We start from the raw sequence: 23,738 nt of genomic DNA on the forward strand, positions 1-23,738 counted from the left end.
GGAACCGATGAAAGTCACCGCCAACGGGCTGCAGATCGAAGTCGACGACACCGGAGGCGAAGGGCGCCCCGTCATCCTGCTCATCATGGGCCTGGGCATGCAACTGGTGGCATGGCCGACCGCCTTCGTGCAGCAACTGGTCGACAAAGGCTTTCGCGTGGTGCGGCACGACAACCGCGACATCGGCCTCAGCCAGGGCTTCGACCATGCGGGCGTCGGCAACATCGTGTGGGAAACCATCCGCCATCGCCTCGGCCTGAAGGTGCGCTCGGCGTACACGCTGCAGGACATGACGCACGATTCCATCGGCGTGCTCGATGCGCTGGGCATTGAGCGCGCGCACATCGTCGGCGCCTCGATGGGCGGCATGATCGCGCAGCGCCTGGCCGCCACCGCGCCCGAGCGCACCGCCAGCCTCGTGAGCATCATGAGTTCGAGCGGCGCGCGCGGCCTGCCCGGCCCGCGCCGCGAAGTGGCCGCGATGCTCATGCGACGCCCGATGGGCAAGGGCGAGGCCGAGCTCGTCGCGCACAGCATCCGGCTGCTGCGGCTCATCCAGAGCCCGGCCTATCCGCAGACCGACGAAGAACTGGCCGAGCGCCTCACCTTCAGCATGCGCCGCGCCTACCACCCGGCCGGGCTGATGCGCCAGATGCTCGCCATCGGCGCCGACGACGACCGGCCCCACGTGCTCGCGCGCATCCGGCGCCCGACGCTGGTGCTGCACGGCGAAGCCGATGCGCTCGTGCCCATCGCCTGCGGCAAGGATTCGGCCGCGCGCATTCCGGGCTCGACCTTCATCTCCATTCCCGGCATGGGCCACGACCTGCCGCCCGAGGTCTGCACCATCCTCGCCAACCACATCGCCCCGTTCGCCCATGCGGCGGACGCCAAGGACCAGACGCCATGAGCCTCGACAACCAACCTGACAACCCGAACACGCCCGAACAATCGCAACTTGGCCGCGCCTCGGCCTACGCCGACCACTACGACCCGTCGCTGCTCTTCCCGATCGCGCGCGCCAGCCACGCAGCGCGAGGCCATGGGCATCAAGACCGGCGCGCTGCCCTTCTTCGGCGCAGACCTCTGGACCGCCTTCGAAGTGAGCTGGCTCAACCCGCGCGGCAAGCCGCAACTGGCCATCGCGCACTTCACCATTCCTTGCGAAACGCCCAACATCATCGAGAGCAAGTCGTTCAAGCTGTACCTCAACAGCTTCAACAACAGCACCTTCGCCAGCATCGACGCGGTGCGCGAGCACCTGCGCACCGACCTGGCCGAAGCGGCGTGGCGCGGCAGCGACCAGTCGGCCGGCATCGGCGTGAAGCTGCTCACGCCCGACCTCTTCGATCGCGAGCCGGTGCACGAGATCGACGGCCTGGACCTCGACCGGCTCGACATCGAATGCACGCACTACCAGCCCGCGCCCGAGCTGCTCACCAGCGACACCACGCAGGTGCATGTGAACGAAACCCTCACCAGCCGGCTGCTCAAGAGCAACTGCCTCGTCACCGGCCAGCCCGACTGGGGCAGCGTGCAGATCCGGTACAGCGGCCCGCCGATCGACCAGGCCGGGCTGCTCGCGTACATCGTGAGTTTTCGCAACCACAACGAATTCCACGAGCCGTGCGCCGAGCGGATGTTCACGGACATCTGGAGCCGCTGCAAACCCACCAAGCTCGCGGTGTATGCGCGCTACACGCGGCGCGGCGGGCTGGACATCAACCCGTTCCGCACGAGCTGGCCGCAGGCGCTGCCGCCGAACATCCGCACCGCGCGGCAGTAAGGCCAGCAGCCGCTTGCACAGCGGCTGAGTGACCTCAGCGAGCAAGAGCGCCCGTCTCGAGGCGCCCGCCTCCGGCTGCAACGGCCGGCGGTTTGCCCCTGCGCGCTCGAATACGGAAAACACCCGCTATTTCCGGGGATTCGGCCTTCAGTCAAAAGGCTCAATACGTTCTGTTGGATTTGTGACGTGGCTGTGTCGTTCTGTTCATTGAAATAGAACGAATCTTCTTAATTGCGCGGCGCCGTTCCCGCATTCTGGCGAATTTACGCCAACAAATTAAAACAATACGTCGTTTATTTCAGACGGCCATGGTGAATATCGCCAGGCCCGTTCTTGCCCGATTGCCGGTACCTCGTTGTCATCTGAACACATAGCAAAAAACCGGGATTGCGTTTCGAATTAGACTGGATCTCCTCTGAGGGAGGGGCAAATTTGCGCCACCTCCACGAATTGAAACAGAACGAATCTTGTAATTAATTTGGTGACGCTATTCCAAAGTTCCTATTGGGTTTTTGCCAACAAATTTAAACATAAACACCGCATGGTTCGTGCTATTCGCGTGGCGCGCGCGGCCGCAATCAATGGAAATGGAACGAATTTTCTTAATCGATGGGCTTTCTCTACTTCAAAGCTTCTCACCGTGTCCGCATCCAATAATTCGAACACTGCGAAATTCGTATTAACCGTGCCCGCGCTTCGGTTTCGGTGAACGTGGGAATTCACAGAGCGCACGCCATGCAACAAGCGACCGTGCCAGCCGCCGCCACCACGCCCCGCGACGAACCGGTCCCTTCGCCTTCGCTCATCACCCCGTCGCCTCCCGCCCCGTCGTTGCGCACGCGATCCACATTCGCGCTGCTCTGGCTGAGCGAGACGGCCTTCGACCTGGGCACCACGCTGGTCAGCTTCGCGGTGGGCGTGTGGATCTTCTCCCGCACCGGTTCCGCGCAGGACTATTCGTTCTCGGTGCTGGCCGCCGCGCTGGCGGCGATGCTCGCCACGCCATTCGCCGGCGCGCTGGCCGACCGCCACGACCGGCGCTGGGTGGTGCTGTCGTGCGACCTCGCGGCCATCGCCGGCACCTTCGCGATCGTGCTGGCCCTGACGTCCGGGCGCCTGGGCATCGGCGCGCTGTATGCCTACGCCGCGGTCGCGTCGGCGGTCGGCGCGCTGCGCCGCCCGGCGATCCGGGTGGCGGTCAGCCGCTTCGTGCCCCGCGACCGTTTCGCGCAGGTCGGCGGGCTGACCGGCATTTCCCGCGCGCTGGTGCAGGTCGGCGCGCCCGCCGCGGCCGGCTTCCTGATGGCGCGCATGGGCCTGCAGGGCGTGATGGCGATGCAGTTGTGCCTGCTGCTGGCCGGTGCCGCGCTGGTGTTCGCGGCCTTGACGCGGGCCGGCGGCGACGTGCGCGGCGGGCCTCGCCATGGTCTGCGTGCCGGCGACCCGCCCGTCCGCACATCGCCCTGGGCCAGCTTTTCCGGCGCGCTCGCGTACCTGCGGGAGCAACCGCTGATGGCCGCCTTGCTCGGCTACGGCGCGCTGGTGCAGTGCCTGCTGGTGCTGGCGACCACGCTGGTCACGCCGCTGGTGCTGTCCACCCACTCCAGCGATGTGCTGGGGCTCGTGATGTCGGTCGGCATCGTCGGCGGCCTGCTCGGTTCGGTGCTGGTCGCCACCGCCTTCATCCGGCGCGGGCTGATGCGGTGGGTGCTCGCCTGCGACGCGGTGCAGTGCGCGGCGGTGCTCGCGGCCGGCTGGGCGACCACGCCAGCCTGGTGGTGCGCGGCGGCCTTCGTGTGCCTCTTCTGCGGCAGCACCTCGGTCGCGTGTTCGCACGCGCTGTGGATGCGCAAGGCGCCGATGGGCCGCCAGGGCAGCGTGTTCGCGTTGATCACCGCGTCCAACATGGCGGTGATGTGCGTGGTGCTGCTGGCCGGCGGCTGGCTCGCCGACGCGGTGCTGGAGCCCGCGCTGCGCCCCGGCGGCGCGCTGGTTTCCACGGTCGGCGCGTGGTTCGGTACCGGGCCGGGCCGCGGCATCGGCCTGTTGTTCTTCGTGAGCGGCGCGATCGGCCTGGTGCTGACCGTTCTCGCGCTCGGCCATCCGCGCCTGCGCCGGCTCGAAACCCTGGTGCCGGACGGCAGCGAACCATGAGCAGCCGCGCAGACCTCCATCCCCTGAGCTCGCCGCAGCAGGCGGTCTGGCTCGACCAGTCGCTCGCGCCCGACCTGCCTTGCTACAACATCGGCGTCGCCACGCGCCTGGAGGGGCCGACCGACCCCGACCGGCTGGAGGCGGCGATCCGCGCGGTCGCCGGGCGCCACCAGGCGCTGCGCGCCGTGCTCGAGCGCGGCGGTGACGATGGCGATGGCGGCCCGATGCAGCGCTTCGCCGACGAGGTGGACGACGCATTGCTGCAGCGCTTCGACTTCCGCGGCGAGGCCGATCCGGAGGCGAGCGCCCGGGCGCACCTGCGCGCGGCGTTCCTTGCTCCGTTCGCGCTGTACGGCCAGCGGCTGTGGCGCATGCAATGGCTGCAGGTCGGGCCCGACTGCGGCTACTGGCTCGGGTGCTTTCATCACCTGATCGCGGACGGCTGGTCGGTGTCGCTGATCGGCAATGCCGTGGCCGACGCCTACAACCGGCTCGGGCGCGGCGAGTCCGCGGTGGCCGACGACGGCCGTGCGGGCGACGACTACGAAGACTTCATCCGCAAGGACGCCGAGTACCTGGCCTCGCCACGCTACGCCGCCGACCGCGACTTCTGGCTGCAGCGCCATGCGCAACCGGCCGCGCCGCTGTTCGAAGACACGCATGCGCAGCGTGGCCGCGCCGGCCGCAAGGTCGAACAAACCGTCTGGCACCTGGACCGCGCCGACCACGACCGCCTCGGGGAAGTGGCGGCGGCCGAGGGCGCATCGGGCACGCATTTCCTCGCGGCCCTGCTCGCGGTGTACTTCGCGGGTTTGATGAATGGGCGCAAAAACGAAGGCGGCCGCGAAGGCGAGGTGGTGATCGGCATGCCGGTGCACAACCGCACCGGCGCGGCGCAGCGGCGCATGCCCGGCATGTTCTCCGGCGCGATTCCGGTCGGCATCGCGGTCGACCCCGAAGAGAGCTTCGCGCAGACGCTGCGCCGCGTCGCCGCCGAGCTGAAGCAGTGCTATCGCCACCAGCGCTATCCGCTGGCCGACCTGCACCGCGAGCTGCTGGCCGGCAGGGGCGAGCGCCGCGGGCTGTTCGATGTGTCGCTGTCGGTCGAGAGCTTCCAGGGTGACCTGGGGTTCGAAGGCATCCGCAGCACGGTGCTTCCGCTGCACAACGGCCACGAGCGCCAGCCGCTGGCGGTGTACGTACGCGACTACGAGCACGGGCGTCCGGTGCACATCGAGTTCAACCACGATCCGGTGCTGTTCCCGGCGCAGGAGATGGCCGCGCATCTGCGGCGGCTGCAGGGCCTGTGCCGTGCCGCGACCGATACGCCCGCCACCCGCGTGCGCGACCTGCCGCTGATGGACGCGGCCGAGCGCGAACGCGTCGTGCACGGCTTCAACCGGCCGCGTTGCGATACCGGTGCGCCATCGTTGATTCACGCGCTGTTCGAGCGGCAGGCCGCGTCTCATCCCGATGCCATCGCGGTGCAGTTCGAAGATCAACGACTGAGCTACGGCGAACTCAACCATCGCGCCAACCAGCTGGCCCATCACCTGCGCGCGCTGGGCGCCGGGCCCGACGACCTCGTCGCGATCGGCCTCGCGCGGGGGCTCGACATGGTGATCGCGATCCTGGCCACGCTCAAGGCCGGCGGCGCTTATGTGCCGCTGGACCCGGTGTACCCCGACGAGCGCCTCGCGCACATGCTGCGAGACAGCGCGCCGGTGGCATTGCTCGGCGACAGTGCCTTGCTCGATCGCCTGCAAACGCCGGCGCCGTGCAAGCGGGTCAACCTCGATGAACCCGCGCCGTGGGCCGATGCGCCTGCCGGCAACCCGCAGGTCGAAGGGCTCGCGCCGTCGCACCTGGCCTACGTGATCTACACCTCGGGTTCGACCGGGCTGCCCAAGGGCGTGATGGTCGAGCACGCGCAGGTCAGCCGCCTGTTCGATGCGACGCGCACGTGGTTCGACTTCGGCCGCGACGACGTGTGGACGCTGTTCCATTCCTTCGCTTTCGATTTCTCGGTGTGGGAGCTGTGGGGCGCGCTGATGCACGGCGGGCGCCTGGTGGTGGTGCCGCATGCGGTCAGCCGCGCGCCGGCGGCGTTTCATCGGCTGGTGTGCGACGAGGGCGTGACCGTGCTCAACCAGACGCCGAGCGCATCCCGCCAGTTCACTGCCGCCTGCCTTGCCGGACCGCCGCACGCGCTGCGCTGCGTGGTCCTCGGCGGCGAGGCGCTGGACACGGCGGCGCTCGCGCCCTGGTATGCGGACGAGCGCAACGCGGGCACGCGCCTCGTCAACATGTACGGCATCACCGAGACCACGGTGCATGTCACCTACCGCGTGCTGGAGGCCGCCGACGCCGGGCGCACCGGCGCGAGCCCGATCGGCGTGCGCATTCCCGACCTCGCCGTGTACGTGCTCGACGCGCACGGCCGCCCGCTGCCGGTCGGCTGCACGGGCGAGATGTATGTCGGCGGCGCCGGGGTCGCGCGCGGCTATCTGCGCCGGCCCGAACTCGATGCGCAACGCTTCGTGTCCGATCCGTTCAGCGATGTGCGAGGCGCGCGCATGTACCGCACCGGCGACCTCGGCCGCTATCTGGCAGATGGCAGCCTCGAATACATCGGCCGCAACGACCAGCAGGTGAAGGTCCGTGGCTTCCGCATCGAGCTCGGCGAGATCGAGGCGCAGTTGCTGCGGCTCGATGGCGTTGCCGATGCGGTCGCCATCGCGCGCGAGGACACGCCGGGCGACACGCGGCTGGTTGCCTATCTCGTGGCCGGCGATGCCTTCGATGCATCCGCCGCGCGTGCCGCCTTGCGCGAGCACCTGCCGGACCACATGGTCCCGGCCGCCTTCGTCGTACTGGACGCGTTGCCGCTGACGCCGAACGGCAAGCTCGATCGCAAGGCGCTGCCCGCACCGGACGCGCGCGCCTGGCAGCGGCGCGACCATGAACCGCCGCAAGGCGCGACCGAAGAGGCGCTGGCGCGGCTGTGGGCGGACGTGCTCGGCATCGAACGCATCGGTCGGCATGACAACTTCTTCGAGCTCGGCGGCCACTCGATCCTTGCCGTGCAACTGGTCGAACGCATGCAGCGCGAAGGCTTGGACGTCGACATCCGCCAGCTTTTTTCCGAACCGACGCTGGCCGCGCTCGCGGCCGGTGTGACGCAGGCCGGGCAGGGCGCGGCACCGGTGCCCGCCAACGCCATCCCGCCGCAATGCGAGCGCATCACGCCGCAGATGCTGCCGCTGGTGACACTGACCCCGGCACAGATCGCCCGCATCGCCGACGGCGTTGCGGGCGGCATGCGCAACGTGCAGGACATCTATCCGCTCGCGCCGCTGCAGGAAGGCATCCTGTTCCACCATCTGCTGCAGAGAAAGGGCGAAGGCGAGGGCGATGCCTATGTGCTGCCCGCGCTGTTGCGCTTCGACGACCGCGCGGGGCTGGACCGCTTCATGTCGGCGCTGCAGCAGGTGATCGCGCGGCACGACATCCTGCGCACCGCCGTGCAGTGGGAAGGGCTGGACGCGCCGGTGCAGGTGGTCTGGCGCAGCGCCGCGCTGACCTTGCACGAGCTGCACTTCGACGCGGCCGACGGCGATGTGCAGGCGCAGTTGCAATCGCATGCCGATGCGCGGCGCGTGCGCCTGGACCTGCGCCGCGCGCCGATGCTGCAGGCCCATGCGGCCTTCGATGCGGTGTCGCAACGCTGGCTGCTGCAGCTGCTGCACCATCACCTGACGCTGGACCACACCACCACCGAGCTGATCCTGCACGAGGTGGTGGCGCTGCTGCAGGGGCGTGGCGAAAGCCTGCCCGCGCCGGTGCCGTTCCGCGATTTCGTCGTGCGGTCGCGGCAAGGCGTGGGCGATGCAGCGCACGAGGCCTTCTTCGGCGCGATGCTCGGCGATGTCGACGAACCGACCGCGCCCTTCGGCCTGGTCGATGTGCAGGGCGATGGCTCGCAGGTCGCACAGGCGCGCATGACCTTGCCTGCGGCCTTGTCCGCGCGCCTGCGCACGCTCGCCATGCGCCATGGCGTGGGCGCGGCCAGCCTGTTCCATCTGGCCTGGGCGCGGGTACTGGCGCTGTGCAGCGGGCGCGACGACGTGGTGTTCGGCACGGTGCTGTTCGGCCGCATGCAGGGCGGTGCGGGCATCGACCGCGCGATGGGCATGTTCATCAACACGCTGCCGGTGCGCATCGCGCTCGGCGGTCGCGGCGCGGCCGAGGGACTGCGAGAGACGCATGCCGCGCTGAGCGAACTGCTGCGCCACGAGCACGCCCCGCTGACGCTGGCCCAGCGCTGCAGCGGCCTCGCGCCGAACACGCCGGTGTTCTCGGCGCTGCTCAACTACCGCCACAGCCGCGGCGAGAGCTTCGGCGAGACCGAGATTGCGGAAGGCATGCGCTACGTGGGCGGGCGCGATCTCACGAACTATCCGTTCAGCCTGTACGTCGATGACCTGGGCAGCGATTTCGTGCTGACGGCGGAGATCCATGTCTCGGTGTCGGCGGGGCGCGTGGCGGGGTTCATGGCAGAGGCGCTGGAGGCATTGGCGCAGGCGCTGGAAGAGGCGCCGGACACGCCGTTGCTGGGGCTCGATGCGTTGCCGGCAGAAGAGCGCGAGCGTGTCTTGCGCAGCTTCAATGAAACGCGGTGCGAGTACACCGCGCCTGCGCTCGTGCATGAGGCCTTCGAACAGCAGGCGGCGGCGCACCCGGATCGCATCGCGCTGGAACTCGATGGGGCGCAGCTGAGTTATCGCGAGCTCAACGAGCAGGCAAATCGTTTGGCGCGGCATCTGTGCCGGCTCGGGGTGGGGCCGGATGACCGCGTGGCGATCTGTGTCGAACGCAGCTTCGAGTTGGTGGTAGCGGTCGTGGCCACGCTGAAGGCGGGTGGCGCCTGCGTGCCGCTGGACCCGGCGCATCCGGATGAACGGCTGGCGCAGATGCTGCGCGACAGCGATCCGGTGGTGGTGCTGAGTCAAGCCGTTCTGGCCGAGCGGCTTGGCGTGACACCGGTCTTGCTCGACGAGGCAGAACCCGTGTGGGCCAACGCTTCCGCCGCCAACCTGCATGCGCTTGAACTGGGCCTGCACCCCGAGCACCTGGCCTATGTGATCTACACCTCCGGCTCGACTGGCGTGCCCAAGGGTGTGGCGATGCCGCACCGAGGCTTGGTCAACTTGCTGGCTTGGCAGCGCGAGCAGCTACCTGAACCTGCGCGCACGTTGCAGTTCGCTGCGCTCGGTTTCGATGTGGCCTTCCAGGAAATCTTCAGCACGCTCGCTGGCGGCGGCACTCTGGTGTTGCTGCATGAAGCACTTCGACAGGACTTGCCCGCGCTGGCCGAATGGTTGGCCGAGGAATCGATCGAACGGTTGTTCCTGCCGTACATCGCGCTGCAGAACCTCAGCGAACTCTGGTCGCAGCGCAGCGAACCGCTGGCGATGCTGCGCGATGTCATCACGGCCGGCGAGCAGTTGCGCATCACACCGGCGATCCGCCGCATGTTCGCAAGGCACCCGCAGGCGAAGCTGCATAACCACTACGGCCCGACAGAAACGCATGTGGTCAGCGCGCACACGTTGAGCGGCCCAGCAGACGCGTGGGAAGACTTGCCACCAATCGGACAGCCGATCGGCAACAGCCGCATCTACGTTCTCGATGCACAACGCAACCCGGTGCCAGTCGGCGTTGTCGGCGAGCTGTATCTGGGAGGAGTGCAGGTCGCGCAGGGCTATCTGACGCAGCCTGAACTCACTGAGCAGCGGTTCCTCGCCGATCCGTTCGACGGCTCACGCATGTACCGAAGCGGCGACCTGGGCCGCTGGCGCGACGACGGGAGCATCGAGTACCTGGGCCGCAACGACCATCAGGTCAAGGTGCGCGGCTATCGCATCGAGTTGGGCGAGATCGAAGCACAACTGGCTCGCTTGGACGGCGTGCGAGAAGCCGCAGTGATCGCACGCGAAGACCAACCTGGCGACAAGCGTTTGGTCGCATACCTCATCGGGAACGCCGACGTCGCACAACTTCGCGCCCAACTGACCAAGCATCTGCCGGACTACATGGTCCCCGTGGCCTACGTCGTGCTCGACGCACTGCCCCTGACCCCGAACGGCAAGCTCGACCGCAAGGCACTGCCCGCACCCGACGGCGAAGCCTTCGGCCACCGCACCTACGAAGCCCCGCAAGGCGAGATCGAGCAAGCCCTCGCCGACATCTGGTCGCACCTGCTCGGCGTGCGGCAGGTCGGCCGCAACGACGACTTCTTCGAACTTGGGGGCCATTCGCTGCTGGCGATCCAGTTGCTCGACCAACTGCGCCGGCGCGGTTGGTCGGCGGACATCCGCTCGCTGTTCACGCATCCGAAGCTGGCCGCCCTGGCCGCGACGATCCGGCACGACGTTGCGGTGGCCGTGCCGCCGAACCTGATTCCGCCGGACTGCCAGGCGATCGAGCCGGCGATGCTGACGCTGGTCGATCTCGACGCGGCCGCGATCGAACGCATCGCCAGCGCCACGCCTGGTGGCGCGGCCAACATCCAGGACATCTATCCGCTCGCGCCGCTGCAGCAGGGCATCCTGTTCCACCATCTCCTGGAGCGCGACGCCGACACCTATGTGCTGCCGACCCTGCTCGAATTCGACAGCAGGCCGCGCATGGACCGCTTCATCGCATCCCTGTCGCGGGTGATCGAGCGCCACGACATCCTGCGCACCGCGGTCCACTGGGAGCAGCTCGCGGAGCCGGTGCAGGTCGTGTGGCGGCGCGCCGCGTTCGCCGTGGACACGTTGACCTTGGCGCCCGGCACGGGCACGGCAGCCGAGCGCCTTCGCGCGCATCCACAGGTGCGCGGTCTCCGCATCGACGTGCGCCGCGCGCCGATGCTGCATGGCTTTGCCGCTCGCGACGATGCCGCCGGTGGGCGCTGGCTGCTGCAGCTCTCGTACCACCACCTCGTGATGGACCACACCACGCTGGAGCGGCTGGTGGAGGAGATCCACGCCATCCAGCGCGGCGATGCCGACGGGTTGCCGCCGCCGGTGCCGTTCCGCAACTTCGTCGCAGAGGCGCGCCAGGGTGTGAGCGAAGCGGCGCACGAAGCCTTCTTCCGCGCGATGCTCGGTGATGTCGACGAGCCGACCGCGCCCTTCGGCCTGGTCGATGTGCAAGGCGATGGCTCGCGGATCGAAGAGGCGCGCCTGACGCTGCCACCGGCACTCTCGGCGCGGCTGCGCACGCTCGCCATGCGCCACGGCGTGGGCGCGGCCAGCCTGTTCCACCTGGCTTGGGCGCGGGTGCTGGCGCTGTGCAGCGGGCGCGACGACGTGGTGTTCGGCACGGTGCTGTTCGGCCGCATGCAGGGCGGTGCGGGCGCCGATCGCGCGGTCGGCATGTTCATCAACACGCTGCCGGTGCGCATCGTGCTCGGTGGTCGCGGGCTGGCGCAGGGGCTGCACGAAACGCATGCGGTGCTGAGCGGACTGCTGCGTCACGAACATGCGCCGCTGGTGCTGGCCCAGCGTTGCAGTGCGATGCCGGCGCAGGTGCCGCTCTTCTCCGCATTGCTCAATTACCGGCACCGCCGCGTCGCCCATGCAGAGGTGCTCGACGGCGTGCGATTGCTCGATGTGCGCGACCGCACCAACTATCCGTTTGGGCTGTATGTCGATGACGACGGGAGCGATTTCGAACTGACGGTGCAGGTCGATGCCGCGGTCTCAGCCGAACGCATCGCGGGGTTCGTGCAGCAGGTTTTGCAAGCCTTTGCGCAGTCTTTGGAAGAGGCGCCGGATACGCCGTTGCTGGGGCTCGATGCGTTGCCGGCAGAAGAGCGCGAGCGTGTCTTGCGCGGCCTCAATGAAACGCGGTGTGAGTACGCCGCGCCTGCGCTCGTGCATGAGGCCTTCGAACAGCAGGCGGCGGCGCATCCGGATCGCATCGCTCTGGAACTCGATGGGGCGCAGCTGAGTTATCGCGAACTCAGCGAGCAGGCCAACCGATTGGCACGACACCTGAGCAAGCTCGGGGTAGGGCCGGACGACTGCGTGGCGATCTGTGCCGAACGCAGCTTCGAGTTGGTGGTCGCGGTCGTGGCCACGCTGAAGGCGGGTGGCGCCTGCGTGCCGCTCGACCCGATGCATCCCGATGAGCGGCTGGCGCAGATGCTGCGCGATTGCGATCCGGTGGCGGTGCTGAGTCAAGCGGCTCTGGCCGAGCGGCTTGGCGTCACATCGGTCTTGCTCGACGAGGCAGAACCCGTGTGGGCCGACGCTTCCACAACCAACCTGCACGCGCTTGAGATTGGCCTACGCCCCGAGCACCTGGCCTACGTGATCTACACCTCCGGCTCGACCGGCGTGCCCAAGGGTGTGGCGATGCCGCACCGAGGCTTGGTCAACTTGCTGGCCTGGCAGCGCGAGCAGCTACCTGAACCTGCGCGCACGTTGCAATTCGCTGCGCTCGGTTTCGATGTCGCCTTCCAGGAGATCTTCAGCACGCTCGCCGGCGGCGGCACATTGGTGCTTTTGCATGAGTCGCTGCGGCAGGATTTGCCGGCCTTGGCCGAATGGCTGGCCGAAGAATCCATCGAACGCTTGTTCCTGCCGTACATCGCGCTGCAGAACCTCAGCGAACTCTGGTCGCAGCGCGGCGAGCCACTGTCGATGCTGCGGGATGTCATCACCGCAGGCGAGCAGTTGCGCATCACACCGGCGATCCGCCGCATGTTCGCAAGGCACCCGCAGGCGAAGCTGCATAACCACTACGGCCCGACAGAAACGCATGTGGTCAGCGCGCACACGTTGAGCGGCCCAGCAGACGCGTGGGAAGACTTGCCGCCTATCGGCCGGCCAATTGGCAACAGCCGCATCTACGTCCTCGATGCGCAAGGCAACCCGGTGCCAGTCGGCGTTGTCGGCGAGCTGTATCTGGGCGGAGTGCAGGTTGCGCAGGGCTATCTGACGCAGCCTGAACTCACTGAGCAGCGGTTCCTCCCCGATCCGTTCGACGGCGCACGCATGTACCGAAGCGGCGACCTGGGCCGCTGGCGCGACGACGGGAGCATCGAATACCTCGGGCGCAACGACCATCAGGTCAAGGTGCGCGGCTATCGCATCGAGTTGGGCGAGATCGAAGCACAACTGGCTCGTTTGGATGGTGTGCGCGAAGCCGCTGTGATCGCACGCGAAGACCAACCGGGCGACAAGCGCCTGATCGCCTACCTCACCGGCCATGCCGACGTCGCACAACTTCGTGCCCAACTAAGCCAACGCTTGCCGGACTACATGGTCCCCGTGGCCTACGTCGTGCTCGATGCACTGCCCCTGACCTCGAACGGCAAGCTCGACCGCAAGGCGCTGCCCGCACCCGATGGCGAAGCGTTCGGCCACCGCACCTACGAAGCCCCGCAAGGCGAGATCGAGCAAGCCCTTGCCGACATCTGGTCGCACCTGCTCGGCGTGCAGCAACTCGGCCGCAACGACGACTTCTTCGAACTCGGCGGCCATTCGCTGCTGGCGATCCGGCTTGTCTCCCGCATCCGCGAGCGCTTCGATGCCGAGCTCGCTCTGGCCACGCTGTTCGCGCAGCCGCGCCTCGCCGCACTGGCTCGCAGCGTGGCCGCAGCCGGCCCCAGCGAACTGACCGCGATCCCGCGCGCCGACCGCAGCCGGCCACTCCCGTTGTCGCCCGCGCAGCAGCGCCTGTGGTTCATTGCCGGCGTCGATGCGCAGGCCAGCGTCGCGTATCACATCCCCGGCGCCTTGCGCCTCCGTGGCGCGCTCGACCGCATGGCCCTGCGTGCCGCCTTGGACCTCGTCGTGGCCCGGCACGAAGCCTTGCGCACGCGCTTCGTCGCGGTCGATGGCCAGCCCTGGCAACACATCGACCCGCCATGTGCCTTCGCATTGCGCGAGCAGGACGCGGGCGGATCGGACACAGCGCAGATCGAAGCGCTTTGCCGCGAAGCCGCCGCCGAGCCTTTCGATCTCGCGGCCGGTCCACCGATCCGCGGCCTTCTGCTGCGCGTGGCCGACAACGATCACGTGCTGCTGGTGGTCATGCACCACATCGTCTCCGATGGCTGGTCGCTGAGCGTGCTGATGCGCGAGGTCGCGACCGCCTACAGCGCGTTTTTGCGGGGCGGGCAGGTGCCGTCCCTGCCTTCGCTGCCGGTCCAGTACGCCGACCATGCGGCGTGGCTGCACGCGCACCTGCAAGGCGCGGCGGCGCAAACCCGGTTGCAGGAAGGGGTCGCGCAATTGCAGGGCGCTCCGTCGCTGGTCGAACTGCCTTGTGACAGGCCACGCCCCGCGCTGCAGGACTACCGTGGTGCGAGCTTCGAGGTCGCCCTCGACGCCGAAACCACGCAAGCCCTGCGCGCACTCGCCCAGCGTCACGGCGCGACGCTCTACATGGTCGTGCTGGCCGCCTGGGCCGCCGTGGTGGCGCGCTACAGCGGCCAGCCGCAGGTGGTGATCGGCAGTTCGCACGCTGGACGCGGCCGGGCCGAGATCGAACCGTTGATCGGCTGCTTCATCAACACGCAAGCCTTGAAGATCGCGCTGGACGGCAGCCCGACCGCCGCCGACCTGCTGGTCCAGGTGCGCCGCACCGCGCTGCAGGCCCAGGCGCGCGAGGACGTGCCCTTCGAGCGCCTGGTCGAAGCGCTGAACCCGCCGCGCTCGATGGCCCACCACCCGGTGTTCCAGCTGATGCTGGCCTGGCACAACACGCCCGCCGTGGCGCTGGAGCTGGCGGGCCTCGCCGTCGAGCGCATCGAGAGCCTGCCGGCCGGCGCGCAGTTCGACCTGTCGCTGGACCTGCAGGAGGAGGGCGACCGCATCGCCGGCAAGCTCAACTACGCCACCGCCTTGTTCGATGAGGCGACGGTGCGCCGCCACTGGCACAGCCTGGTCGCGATGCTGCGCGGCATGGCGGCCGACGAAGGCCGGCCCGTCGATCGCATCGCGTTGATCGATGCCGACGCAGGGCATCGGTTGCTGCACACCTTCGCCGATGGCGCGTCGGCGCCGCCCGGACATGTGCTCGCGCACGCCGCCTTCGAACGCCAGGCCGCGCTGCGGCCGCAAGCCACCGCGCTGGAACACGACGGCGAACGGCTTGGCTATGGCGAACTCGACCAGCGCGCCAACCAGCTTGCTCGCCATCTGCGCAGCGTCGGTGTCGGCGCCGATGACCGCGTTGGGCTGTGCCTGCCGCGCGGCTTCGATGTGATCGTCGCGTTGCTCGCCACGCTCAAGGCCGGTGCCGCGTATGTGCCGCTCGATCCGTCCTATCCGGACCAGCGCCTGGCATGGCAGTTGGACGACTGCGCACCCCGGGTGCTGCTGACGCACGTCGGCCTGCGCCCGCGCCTCCAACCGCCGCCGGGCTGCACGACGATCACACTCGACGAACATGCGCCATGGGAGACCGTTCCCGCATCCGCCACTGACTCAAGCGACTTGCCCGGAGACGGCTCGCACCTCGCCTACGTGATCTACACCTCCGGCTCCACCGGCACGCCCAAGGGTGTGATGGTCGAGCACCGCCAGTTGGCCCACCAGATCGCGGCGCTGCAGTCGCTCTACGGCTTCAGCGCCGAAGACCGCGTGCTGCAGTTCTCGGGCCTCGGCTTCGACGTTGCCGGCGAGGAAATCTTCGGTGCGCTCAGCCATGGTGCGACGCTCGTGCTGCGCACCGATGCATGGCTGGCCGAACCCCGGCGCTGGTGCGAGCTCTGCGCAGCGCACAAGCTCACCGTGGCGAATCTGCCGACGCTGTTCTGGCAACGCATCGCGCAGGCGAGCGAGGCGGTGTTGCCGCCGTCGCTGCGCCAGGTCGTGATCGGTGGCGATGCGGTCGGTGCCGCCGCGCTCGATGCGTGGTGGCGGCGCGGTGGCCATCGCCCGGCCCTGGCCAATGCCTACGGTCCAACCGAGACCACGATCAACGCGACCGTTGCGTTCTGTCGCGCCGAGGACTCGCCACAGAGCATCGGCCGCCCGGTGCCCAATGCGCGCATCTACCTGCTCGATGCTCACGGCGAGCCGGTGCCCATCGGTGCTGTCGGCGAGATATGGATCGGTGGCGCCGGCGTCGCGCGGGGCTATCTGCATCGGCCTGACCTGACCGGGCAGCGCTTCGCGGCCGATCCGTTCGTGCCGCCGTCCGCGAATGCGCCGATGCCGCGCATGTACCGCAGTGGCGACCTCGGCCGCTGGCGCGCCGACGGCACCATCGAGTTCCTTGGCCGCGACGACCGGCAGGTCAAGATCCGCGGATTCCGCATCGAGCCCGGCGAGATCGAGGCCGCGCTGATGCGCATGGGCGGCATTCGCGAAGCGGCGGTGATCGCCACCGAAACACAAGACGACGACAAGCGCCTGCTGGCCTATGTGGTCAGCGACGACGCACCCGACCCGCCCGACGCGTCGCAATGGCGCGCGCGCCTGGCCGAACACCTGCCCGATCACATGCTGCCCGCGGCCTTCGTGCGGCTGGACGCACTGCCGCTCAACGCCAGCGGAAAACTTGACCGCGCCGCCTTGCCCGCGCCGGACGACGGCGCCTACGCACAGCGCCGCTACCAGGCACTGCAAGGCGCGCACGAGCGGGCGATGGCACGCATCTGGTCGTCGCTGCTCGGCATTGAGCGCATCGGCCGCGACGATGGCTTCTTCGAACTCGGCGGGCATTCGCTGCTGGCGGTGCGCATGCTCTCGCAACTGCGCCAGCACTTCGGCATCGAGCTGTCGCTGGCGACGGTGTTCGCCCGGCCGCGGCTCGCGGAACTGGCCGCCGAGATGGCGCGGGCCGCGCCGGTCGCTGCCGATCCGATCCCGAAGGCGGACCGCGCCGAGCCGCTGCCGCTCTCGCATTCGCAGCAGCGCCTGTGGTACGTGACGCGCATCGATGCGCAGGTCGGCGCGGCCTATCACCTGCCGGCCGCGCTGCGCCTGCGCGGCGCACTGGACCGCATCGCGCTGCAGCAGGCGCTGGATCGCATCGCCGCGCGGCACGAGTCGCTGCGCGCGCGCTTCATCGTCGTCGACGGCGAGCCGCGGCAGCGCATCGAACCGGCGCTGGGCGTTGAACTCGCCTGTCGCGACATCGGGCGAATCGGCGAAGACGGCTTGCGCGCGCTGTGCCGGGCCGAGGCCGCGGCGCCGTTCGATCTCGCGCGCGACCCGCCGCTGCGTGTGCAGTTGCTGCGCCTCGCCGAGGACGACCATGTGCTGCTGGTCACGATGCACCACATCGTCTCCGATGGCTGGTCGCTCGGTGTGATGGCGCACGAGTTCTCGGTGCTCTACGGCGCGTTCCGCCGCGGCGAGCCCGATCCGCTGCCGGCCTTGCCGGTCCAGTACGGCGACTACGCCGCATGGCAGCGCCGCCGCCTGCAGGGCGAGGCGCTGCGGCCGCAGCTCCAGCACTGGGTCGAGCGTCTGCGCGATGCGCCGCCGCTCATCGGCTTGGCCACCGACCGGCCGCGGCCGGCGCAGCAGGACTACCGCGGCGCCAGCATCGACGTCGGGCTCGATGAGGCGTTGACGCGTGAACTGGAGGCGCTGGCACAGCGGCACGGCGTCACCGTGTACATGGCGGTGCTCGCGGCATGGGCGGCGGTGCTCGCGCGGCTCGGCGGCCAGTCGCGCGTGGTGCTCGGCAGCAGCATCGCGGGACGCGACCGCGCCGAGCTGGAGCCGCTGATCGGCTTCTTCGTCAACGCACAGGCGCTGCGCTTCGACATCGACGAGGGCATCGACGTCGGTAGTCTTCTCGCGCAGGCCCGGCAGGTCGCGCTGCAGGCGCAGCAACACCGCGACGTGCCTTTCGAGCAGGTGGTCGAGGCGCTCAACCCGCCGCGTTCGAGCGCCTTCAACCCCGTCTACCAGGTGCGGCTGGCGTGGCAGAACACGCCGCCTGCACGTCTGCAGCTTGAGGGCCTCGAATTCGACAACCTCGCGAGCCATGCGGGCAGCGCGCAGTTCGACCTGTCGCTCGATCTGGAGCCGACGGGCCAACGCATCGCCGGCCAGTTCAACTACGCGACCGCGCTGTACGACGAGGCCACGGTGCGGCGCCACTGGCATGCGCTGGTGTCGATGCTGCGCGGCATGGTGGCCGATGCCCGCGCGCCGATGCACCGCATCGGCCTGATGGCCGCAAGCGAACGCGCGCAGGTGCTGAACGCGTTCAACGCCGCGCGTCACACCGCCTGCGACGGCCTGCTGCACCGCCTGTTCGAAGCGCAGGCCGCCGCGCAGCCGAGCACGCTCGCTCTTTCCCATGAAGACGAAGCGCTCGACTACGGAGAACTGAACCGCCGCGCCAACCGCATCGCCCACCATCTGCGCGGCCTGGGCGTGCGCCCCGACGACCGCGTCGCGCTGTGCCTGGAGCGCAGCGTGGACCTGGGCGTCGCGCTGATGGCCGCGCTCAAGGCCGGCGGCGCCTGCGTGCCGCTGGACCCGGTGCATCCCGACGACCGCCTCGCCCACATGCTGGCCGACAGCGCGCCGGTCGCGGTGCTGACCCATGCTCGCCTCTGCGACCGGCTGCGCATGCCCGAAGGCTGCGAGGTGCTGGTCCTCGACGACGCATCGCCGCCCTGGCGCGATGCACCCACGCACGATGCCGAAGTGGCGGGCCTCACGCCGGCCCATCTGGCCTATGTGATCTACACATCTGGTTCGACCGGCGTGCCCAAGGGCGTGATGGTCGAGCACCGCAACGTGCTCAATTTCCTGCACGGCCTGGAGCGGCGCATCCATGGCCCGGCGCCTGACTGCCGGCGCGTGGCGTGGAATTCCTCGGTCGGTTTCGACATGGCGGTCAAGGCCTGGGGGCAGCTTGCCTTCGGCCGCAGCGTGTACCTGCTGCCCGAGCGCACCCGCCTCGATGCGGGCGCCTTGCTCGACTTCCTGGAGCGCCATGCCATCGAGGCGATGGAGTGCACGCCCTCGCACCTGCGCATGCTGCACGCGGCCGGCTTCGGCCAGCAGCGGCGCGCGGGTTCGCTGCGCAAGCTGCTGCTGGGCGGCGAGGCGCTCGATGCCGCGACATGGCGGCACCTTGCCGAGGCCGGCACGGTGCGGTTCCACAACATGTACGGCCCGACCGAATGCAGCGTCGACGCCACCTGCGGCCCGGTCGAGGGTGCGGTGCCGCACATCGGCCGCCCGATGCCGGGCGCGCGCGTCTACCTGCTCGATGTGCATGGCGAGCCGGTGCCGATCGGCGTGGCCGGCGAAATCCACATCGGCGGCGCCGGGGTCGCGCGCGGCTACCTCGGGCAGCCCGGGCTCACCGCCGAGCGCTTCCTGCGCGATCCGTTCGCGAGCGAACAGGAATCCGACGCGCGCATGTACCGCACCGGCGACCTCGGCCGCTGGCGCGCGGACGGCACCATCGAGTACCTGGGCCGCAACGACTTCCAGGTCAAGGTGCGCGGCTACCGCATCGAGCTGGGCGAAATCGAGGCGCGGCTCGCGCGGCTGGACGGGGTGCGCGAAGCCGTCGTGGTCGCGAGCACCGAGCCGCCTGGCGAGCCGCGCCTGGTCGCCTACCTGCTCGCGCAGCCGGGCGCGGCGCTGGAGCCATCCATGCTGCGCGCGCAGCTCGGCGCGCAACTGCCCGACTACATGCTGCCCGGTGCCTTCGTCGTGCTCGCGGCCTGGCCGCTGAATGCGAACGGCAAGCTCGACCGCAAGGCGCTGCCGCCGCCCGACGACGACGGCCTCGCGCGGCAGGCCTATGCCGCGCCGGAGAGCGACATCGAGGCCCGTCTCGCGGCGGTGTGGCGCGAACTGCTCGGCGTCGAGCGGGTCGGCCGCCACGACAACTTCTTCGAACTCGGCGGGCATTCGGCGTTGGCGATCCAGTTGATCCATGCGATGAGCGCGCAGCAACTGCAGGTCGATGTGCAGATGGTGTTCAACGCACCGACGCTCGCCGACCTTGCCGCCGCGACCGTGCAACTGGAGGAGATCGTCCTGTGAGCCCGTCGCACCTTCTCGACACGCTGGCCGCGCGCGGCCTCACCCTGCGCCTGGACGGCGAACGGCTGGCGCTGCAGGGCGATGCGCGCCTGCTCGCCGATCCGGCCCTGGTGCAGGCGCTGCGCGAGCGCAAGCCCGAGCTGATCGCGCTGCTGCGCGAACGCGAGCGCAGCGACCCGCTGGCGTACCGCATCGACGAAGCGGCAGGGGCGATCACGCCGGAGATGCTGCCGCTGCTCGCGCTCGACCAGGGCGCGATCGATCGCCTGGTGGCGCAGGTGCCGGGTGGCGTGCGCAATGTGCAGGACATCTATCCGCTCGCGCCGCTGCAGGAGGGCATCCTGTTCCATCACCGGTTGCACGAAGGCGGAGACGAGGGCGAAGGCGAGGGCAGCGATGCCTACGTCATGCCGACGCTGCTGTGCTTCGACAGCCGCGAGCGGCTCGATGGCTTCGTGCAGGCGTTGCGCGAGGTGATCGCGCGGCACGACATCCTGCGCACCAGCGTGCATTGGGAAGGGCTGGCGCAGCCGGTGCAACTGGTTCATCGCAAGGTTGATCTGCACATCGACGTGCTGCCCGCCGCACCCGAACAAGACGCGATGGACTGTTTGCAAGCCTTGGCCGGCGCGCGCCTGGACGTGCGCCGTGCGCCGATGCTGCGCGGCCACGCCATCGAGGTGCAGCACGGCAGCGGGCGCTGGCTGCTGCAGTTGCAGCACCATCACCTGATCCTCGATCACACCGCCTCGCAACTGCTGGTGCAGGAGGTCATGCTGATCCTGCAGGACCGGCGCGCGCTGCTGCCGGCGCCGGTGCCGTTCCGCCGCTTCGTCGCGGAGGCGCTGAAGGGCGCGGCCGAGGCCGGGCACGAAGCGTATTTCCGCGCCGCGCTGGGCGATGTCGAGGAAACCACCGCGCCGTTCGGCCTGGTCGATGTGCGCGGCGACGGCAGCGGCGCCGTGCAGGCGCGCAGCGAACTCGATGCCTCGCTCGCGTGGCGCCTGCGCGAACAGGCGCGGCTGCGCGGCGTCGGTGCCGCCAGCGTCTTTCACCTGGCCTGGGCGCTGGTGCTCGCGCGTTGCAGCGGGCGGGGCGATGTGGTGTTCGGCACGGTGCTGTTCGGCCGCCTGCAGGCCGGTGCCGAAGCAGCACGCGCGATGGGCATGTTCCTCAACACCTTGCCGCTGCGCGTGCGCGTGGATGACGGCGGCACCGAAGCGGCATTGCGCCGCGTGCATGCGGACCTGGCCGAACTGCTGCGCCACGAGCATGCGTCGCTGAGCCTGGCCCAGCGCTGCAGTGGCCTGCCGCCCGGCACGCCGCTGTTCGCAAGCCTGCTGAACTACCGCTACAGCCAGCGCGACGGCGAGGCCGCGCCGCTGCCGGGCATCGAATCGCTAGGCGGGCACGACCGCACCAACTACCCGTTCGTGCTGCATGTGGACGACCACGGCGACGGCTTCGGCCTCACCGCCGAGATCGATCGCAGCGTCGATGCGCGTCGGATCGGCCGCTTCGTCACGCAGGCAATTCATGCGCTGGTCGATGCGCTCGAAAGCGAGCCGCAGCGGGCGCTGGAACGCATCGACGTCTTGCCGGAGGACGAGCGCCAGAAAGTGGTGAGCGATTTCAACGCCACGACCGTCGAATATCCGCGCGGCCTGCTGCTGCACCAGCTCTTCGAGCGCCAGGCGGCCCAGTGCCCCGACGCCGTCGCGCTGGTGTTCGAGGACCGCCAGCTCCGCTACGCCGAACTAGATGCCCGCGCCAATCTTCTGGCACTGCAACTGCGCGCATCGGACGTCGGGCCGGACACCTGCGTGGGCGTGTTCATGCAGCGCAGCGAGATGCTGGTGGTCGCCTTGCTCGCGGTCCTCAAGGCCGGCGGTGCGTACCTGCCGCTCGATCCGTTGCATCCCCCGGAGCGCCTGCGGCAGATGCTCGACGAGGCCCGGCCCGTGGTGGTGCTGGCCGATGCAGAACTGGCGCCGCATCTGCCGGATTCGCCGGATTCACCGAACGCGCGCACGCTGGTGCCGGACCGCGACACGCCCCCGAACGCTTTCGCAGCCGGCCCGGATGCCTCCGTCCCCGCGCTACACGACGGCCACCTGGCCTACGTGATCTACACCTCGGGTTCGACCGGCCGCCCCAAGGGCGTGATGAACGCGCACCGCGGCATCGTCAACCGCCTGCACTGGATGCAGCAGGCCTACGCGCTGACGCCCGACGACGTCGTGCTGCAGAAGACGCTGTTCGGCTTCGACGTGTCGGTGTGGGAGTTCTTCTGGCCGCTGATGGCCGGCGCGCGGCTGGTGCTGGCGCGGCCGGAAGGGCACAAGGACCCGGCGTACCTGGGCGAGCTGATCCGTGCGAGCGGCGTGACGACGCTGCATTTCGTGCCGTCGATGCTGCAGGTCTTTCTTGCGCACCCGGATGCGGCGAGCGGTTGCGACACGCTGCGGCGCGTGGTCTGCAGCGGCGAGGCGCTGCCGGCGGCTCTTGCGCGCCAATGCCGCGAGCGCCTGCCGCACGCGCAGTTGTTCAACCTCTACGGTCCGACCGAAGCGGCGGTCGATGTGAGCGCCTGGACCTGCAGCGACGACGACCGCGATGCCGTGCCCATCGGCAAGCCCATCGCCAACACCCGTCTGTACCTGCTCGACGCCGCGCTGCGCCCGGTGCCGGTCGGCGTCGCGGGCGAGCTGTACATCGGCGGCGTGCAGGTGGCGCGCGGCTACCTCAACCGGCCGGACCTGACGTCAGAGCGCTTCATCGCCGATCCCTTCGTCGATCCCTTCGCCGATCCATTTTTCGGGCATGGCCGCCTCTACCGCACCGGCGACCTCGGCCGCTGGCGCGCCGATGGGGCGATCGACTACCTGGGCCGCAACGACTTCCAGATCAAGCTGCGCGGCCAGCGCATCGAGCCGGGCGAGATCGAGGCGCAACTGCGCGCGCTCGATGGCGTTGCCGATGCGGCGGTGCTCACGCGGGAAGACCGCAGCGGCGCGCTGGCGCTGGTCGCCTATGTGGTGCCGAAGTCGCCCGACGAGATCCTGGCGCCGCTGCAACTGCGCAGCAGGCTCGCCGCGCACCTGCCCGAACACATGCTGCCGATGGCGTATGTGCGCATCGCGGCACTGCCCCTGACGGGCAACGGCAAGCTCGACCGCAAGGCGCTGCCCGCGCCGGGAGACGAAGCCTTCGGCCACCGCGCCTATGCGCCGCCGCAGGGCGAGATCGAACTCGCGCTCGCGGCCAGTTGGTCGCAGTTGCTCGACATCGGGCGCATCGGGCGCCACGACAGCTTCTTCGCGCTCGGCGGGCACTCGCTGCTCGCGGTGCAGTTGCTCGAACACCTGCGCCGCCGCGGCTGGTCCATCGACGCGCGCGCGGTCTTCGCCCGGCCCGAACTGGCCGCGATGGCCGAGGCGGTGCGGACCGCACCACGCGTCGAAGACGTGCCGCACAACGCGATCCCCGCGCCACCCGCTGCAGAGGACGCCGCGTGGGATGCCACCGAATCGGAAACCGAGGAGTTCAGACTGTGAATGTGGAAGTTGCAAGCATGCGATCGTCGGGTGGGCCGGGCGGACCGAACGGGCTGAACGCGCTGGACGCCCCGGCCCTGATCGGCCTCTTCGAACAACGCCGGGTCCTGGCGCGCATCGAGCAGGGCGAGCTGGTGGTCAAGGCGCCGCGCGGCGTGCTGACGCCGGGCGTGATGGCTTCGCTGAAGCTGCACAAGCAGGTGC

Annotated in this window: 3 protein-coding genes and 2 pseudogenes; all 5 read left to right on the forward strand. The window is 69.3% G+C overall.

All coding sequences use genetic code 11. The annotated features are described in order from the left end of the window. The first annotated feature begins 7 nt into the window (after nucleotides 1-7). On the forward strand, nucleotides 8-910 hold the full coding sequence (locus QF040_RS32090) for an alpha/beta fold hydrolase (RefSeq protein WP_429614277.1): 903 nt from the start codon (nucleotides 8-10) through the stop codon (nucleotides 908-910). Beyond that, nucleotides 907-1,786, forward strand: a pseudogene (queF, locus tag QF040_RS32095) (NADPH-dependent 7-cyano-7-deazaguanine reductase QueF). Before QF040_RS32090 ends, queF begins: the two are co-directional and overlap by 4 nt. A gap of 735 nt (nucleotides 1,787-2,521) precedes the next feature. Beyond that, nucleotides 2,522-3,940: an MFS transporter gene (locus QF040_RS32100; RefSeq protein WP_429614278.1), complete on the forward strand. Its 1,419-nt coding sequence runs from the start codon at nucleotides 2,522-2,524 to the stop codon at nucleotides 3,938-3,940. Beyond that, complete coding sequence (locus QF040_RS32105) at nucleotides 3,937-19,977, forward strand: amino acid adenylation domain-containing protein (RefSeq protein ID WP_429614279.1); 16,041 nt, start codon at nucleotides 3,937-3,939, stop codon at nucleotides 19,975-19,977. Before QF040_RS32100 ends, QF040_RS32105 begins: the two co-directional genes overlap by 4 nt. Continuing rightward, nucleotides 19,974-23,411, forward strand: a pseudogene (locus tag QF040_RS32110) (amino acid adenylation domain-containing protein); the annotation flags it as partial. The gene QF040_RS32105 and the pseudogene QF040_RS32110, both read left to right, overlap by 4 nt. Between the last annotated feature and the right edge of the window lie 327 nt (nucleotides 23,412-23,738).

The sequence above is a fragment of the Variovorax sp. W2I14 genome (genome assembly GCF_050435205.1).
In the GTDB taxonomy this organism is placed as follows: domain Bacteria; phylum Pseudomonadota; class Gammaproteobacteria; order Burkholderiales; family Burkholderiaceae_C; genus Variovorax; species Variovorax paradoxus_C.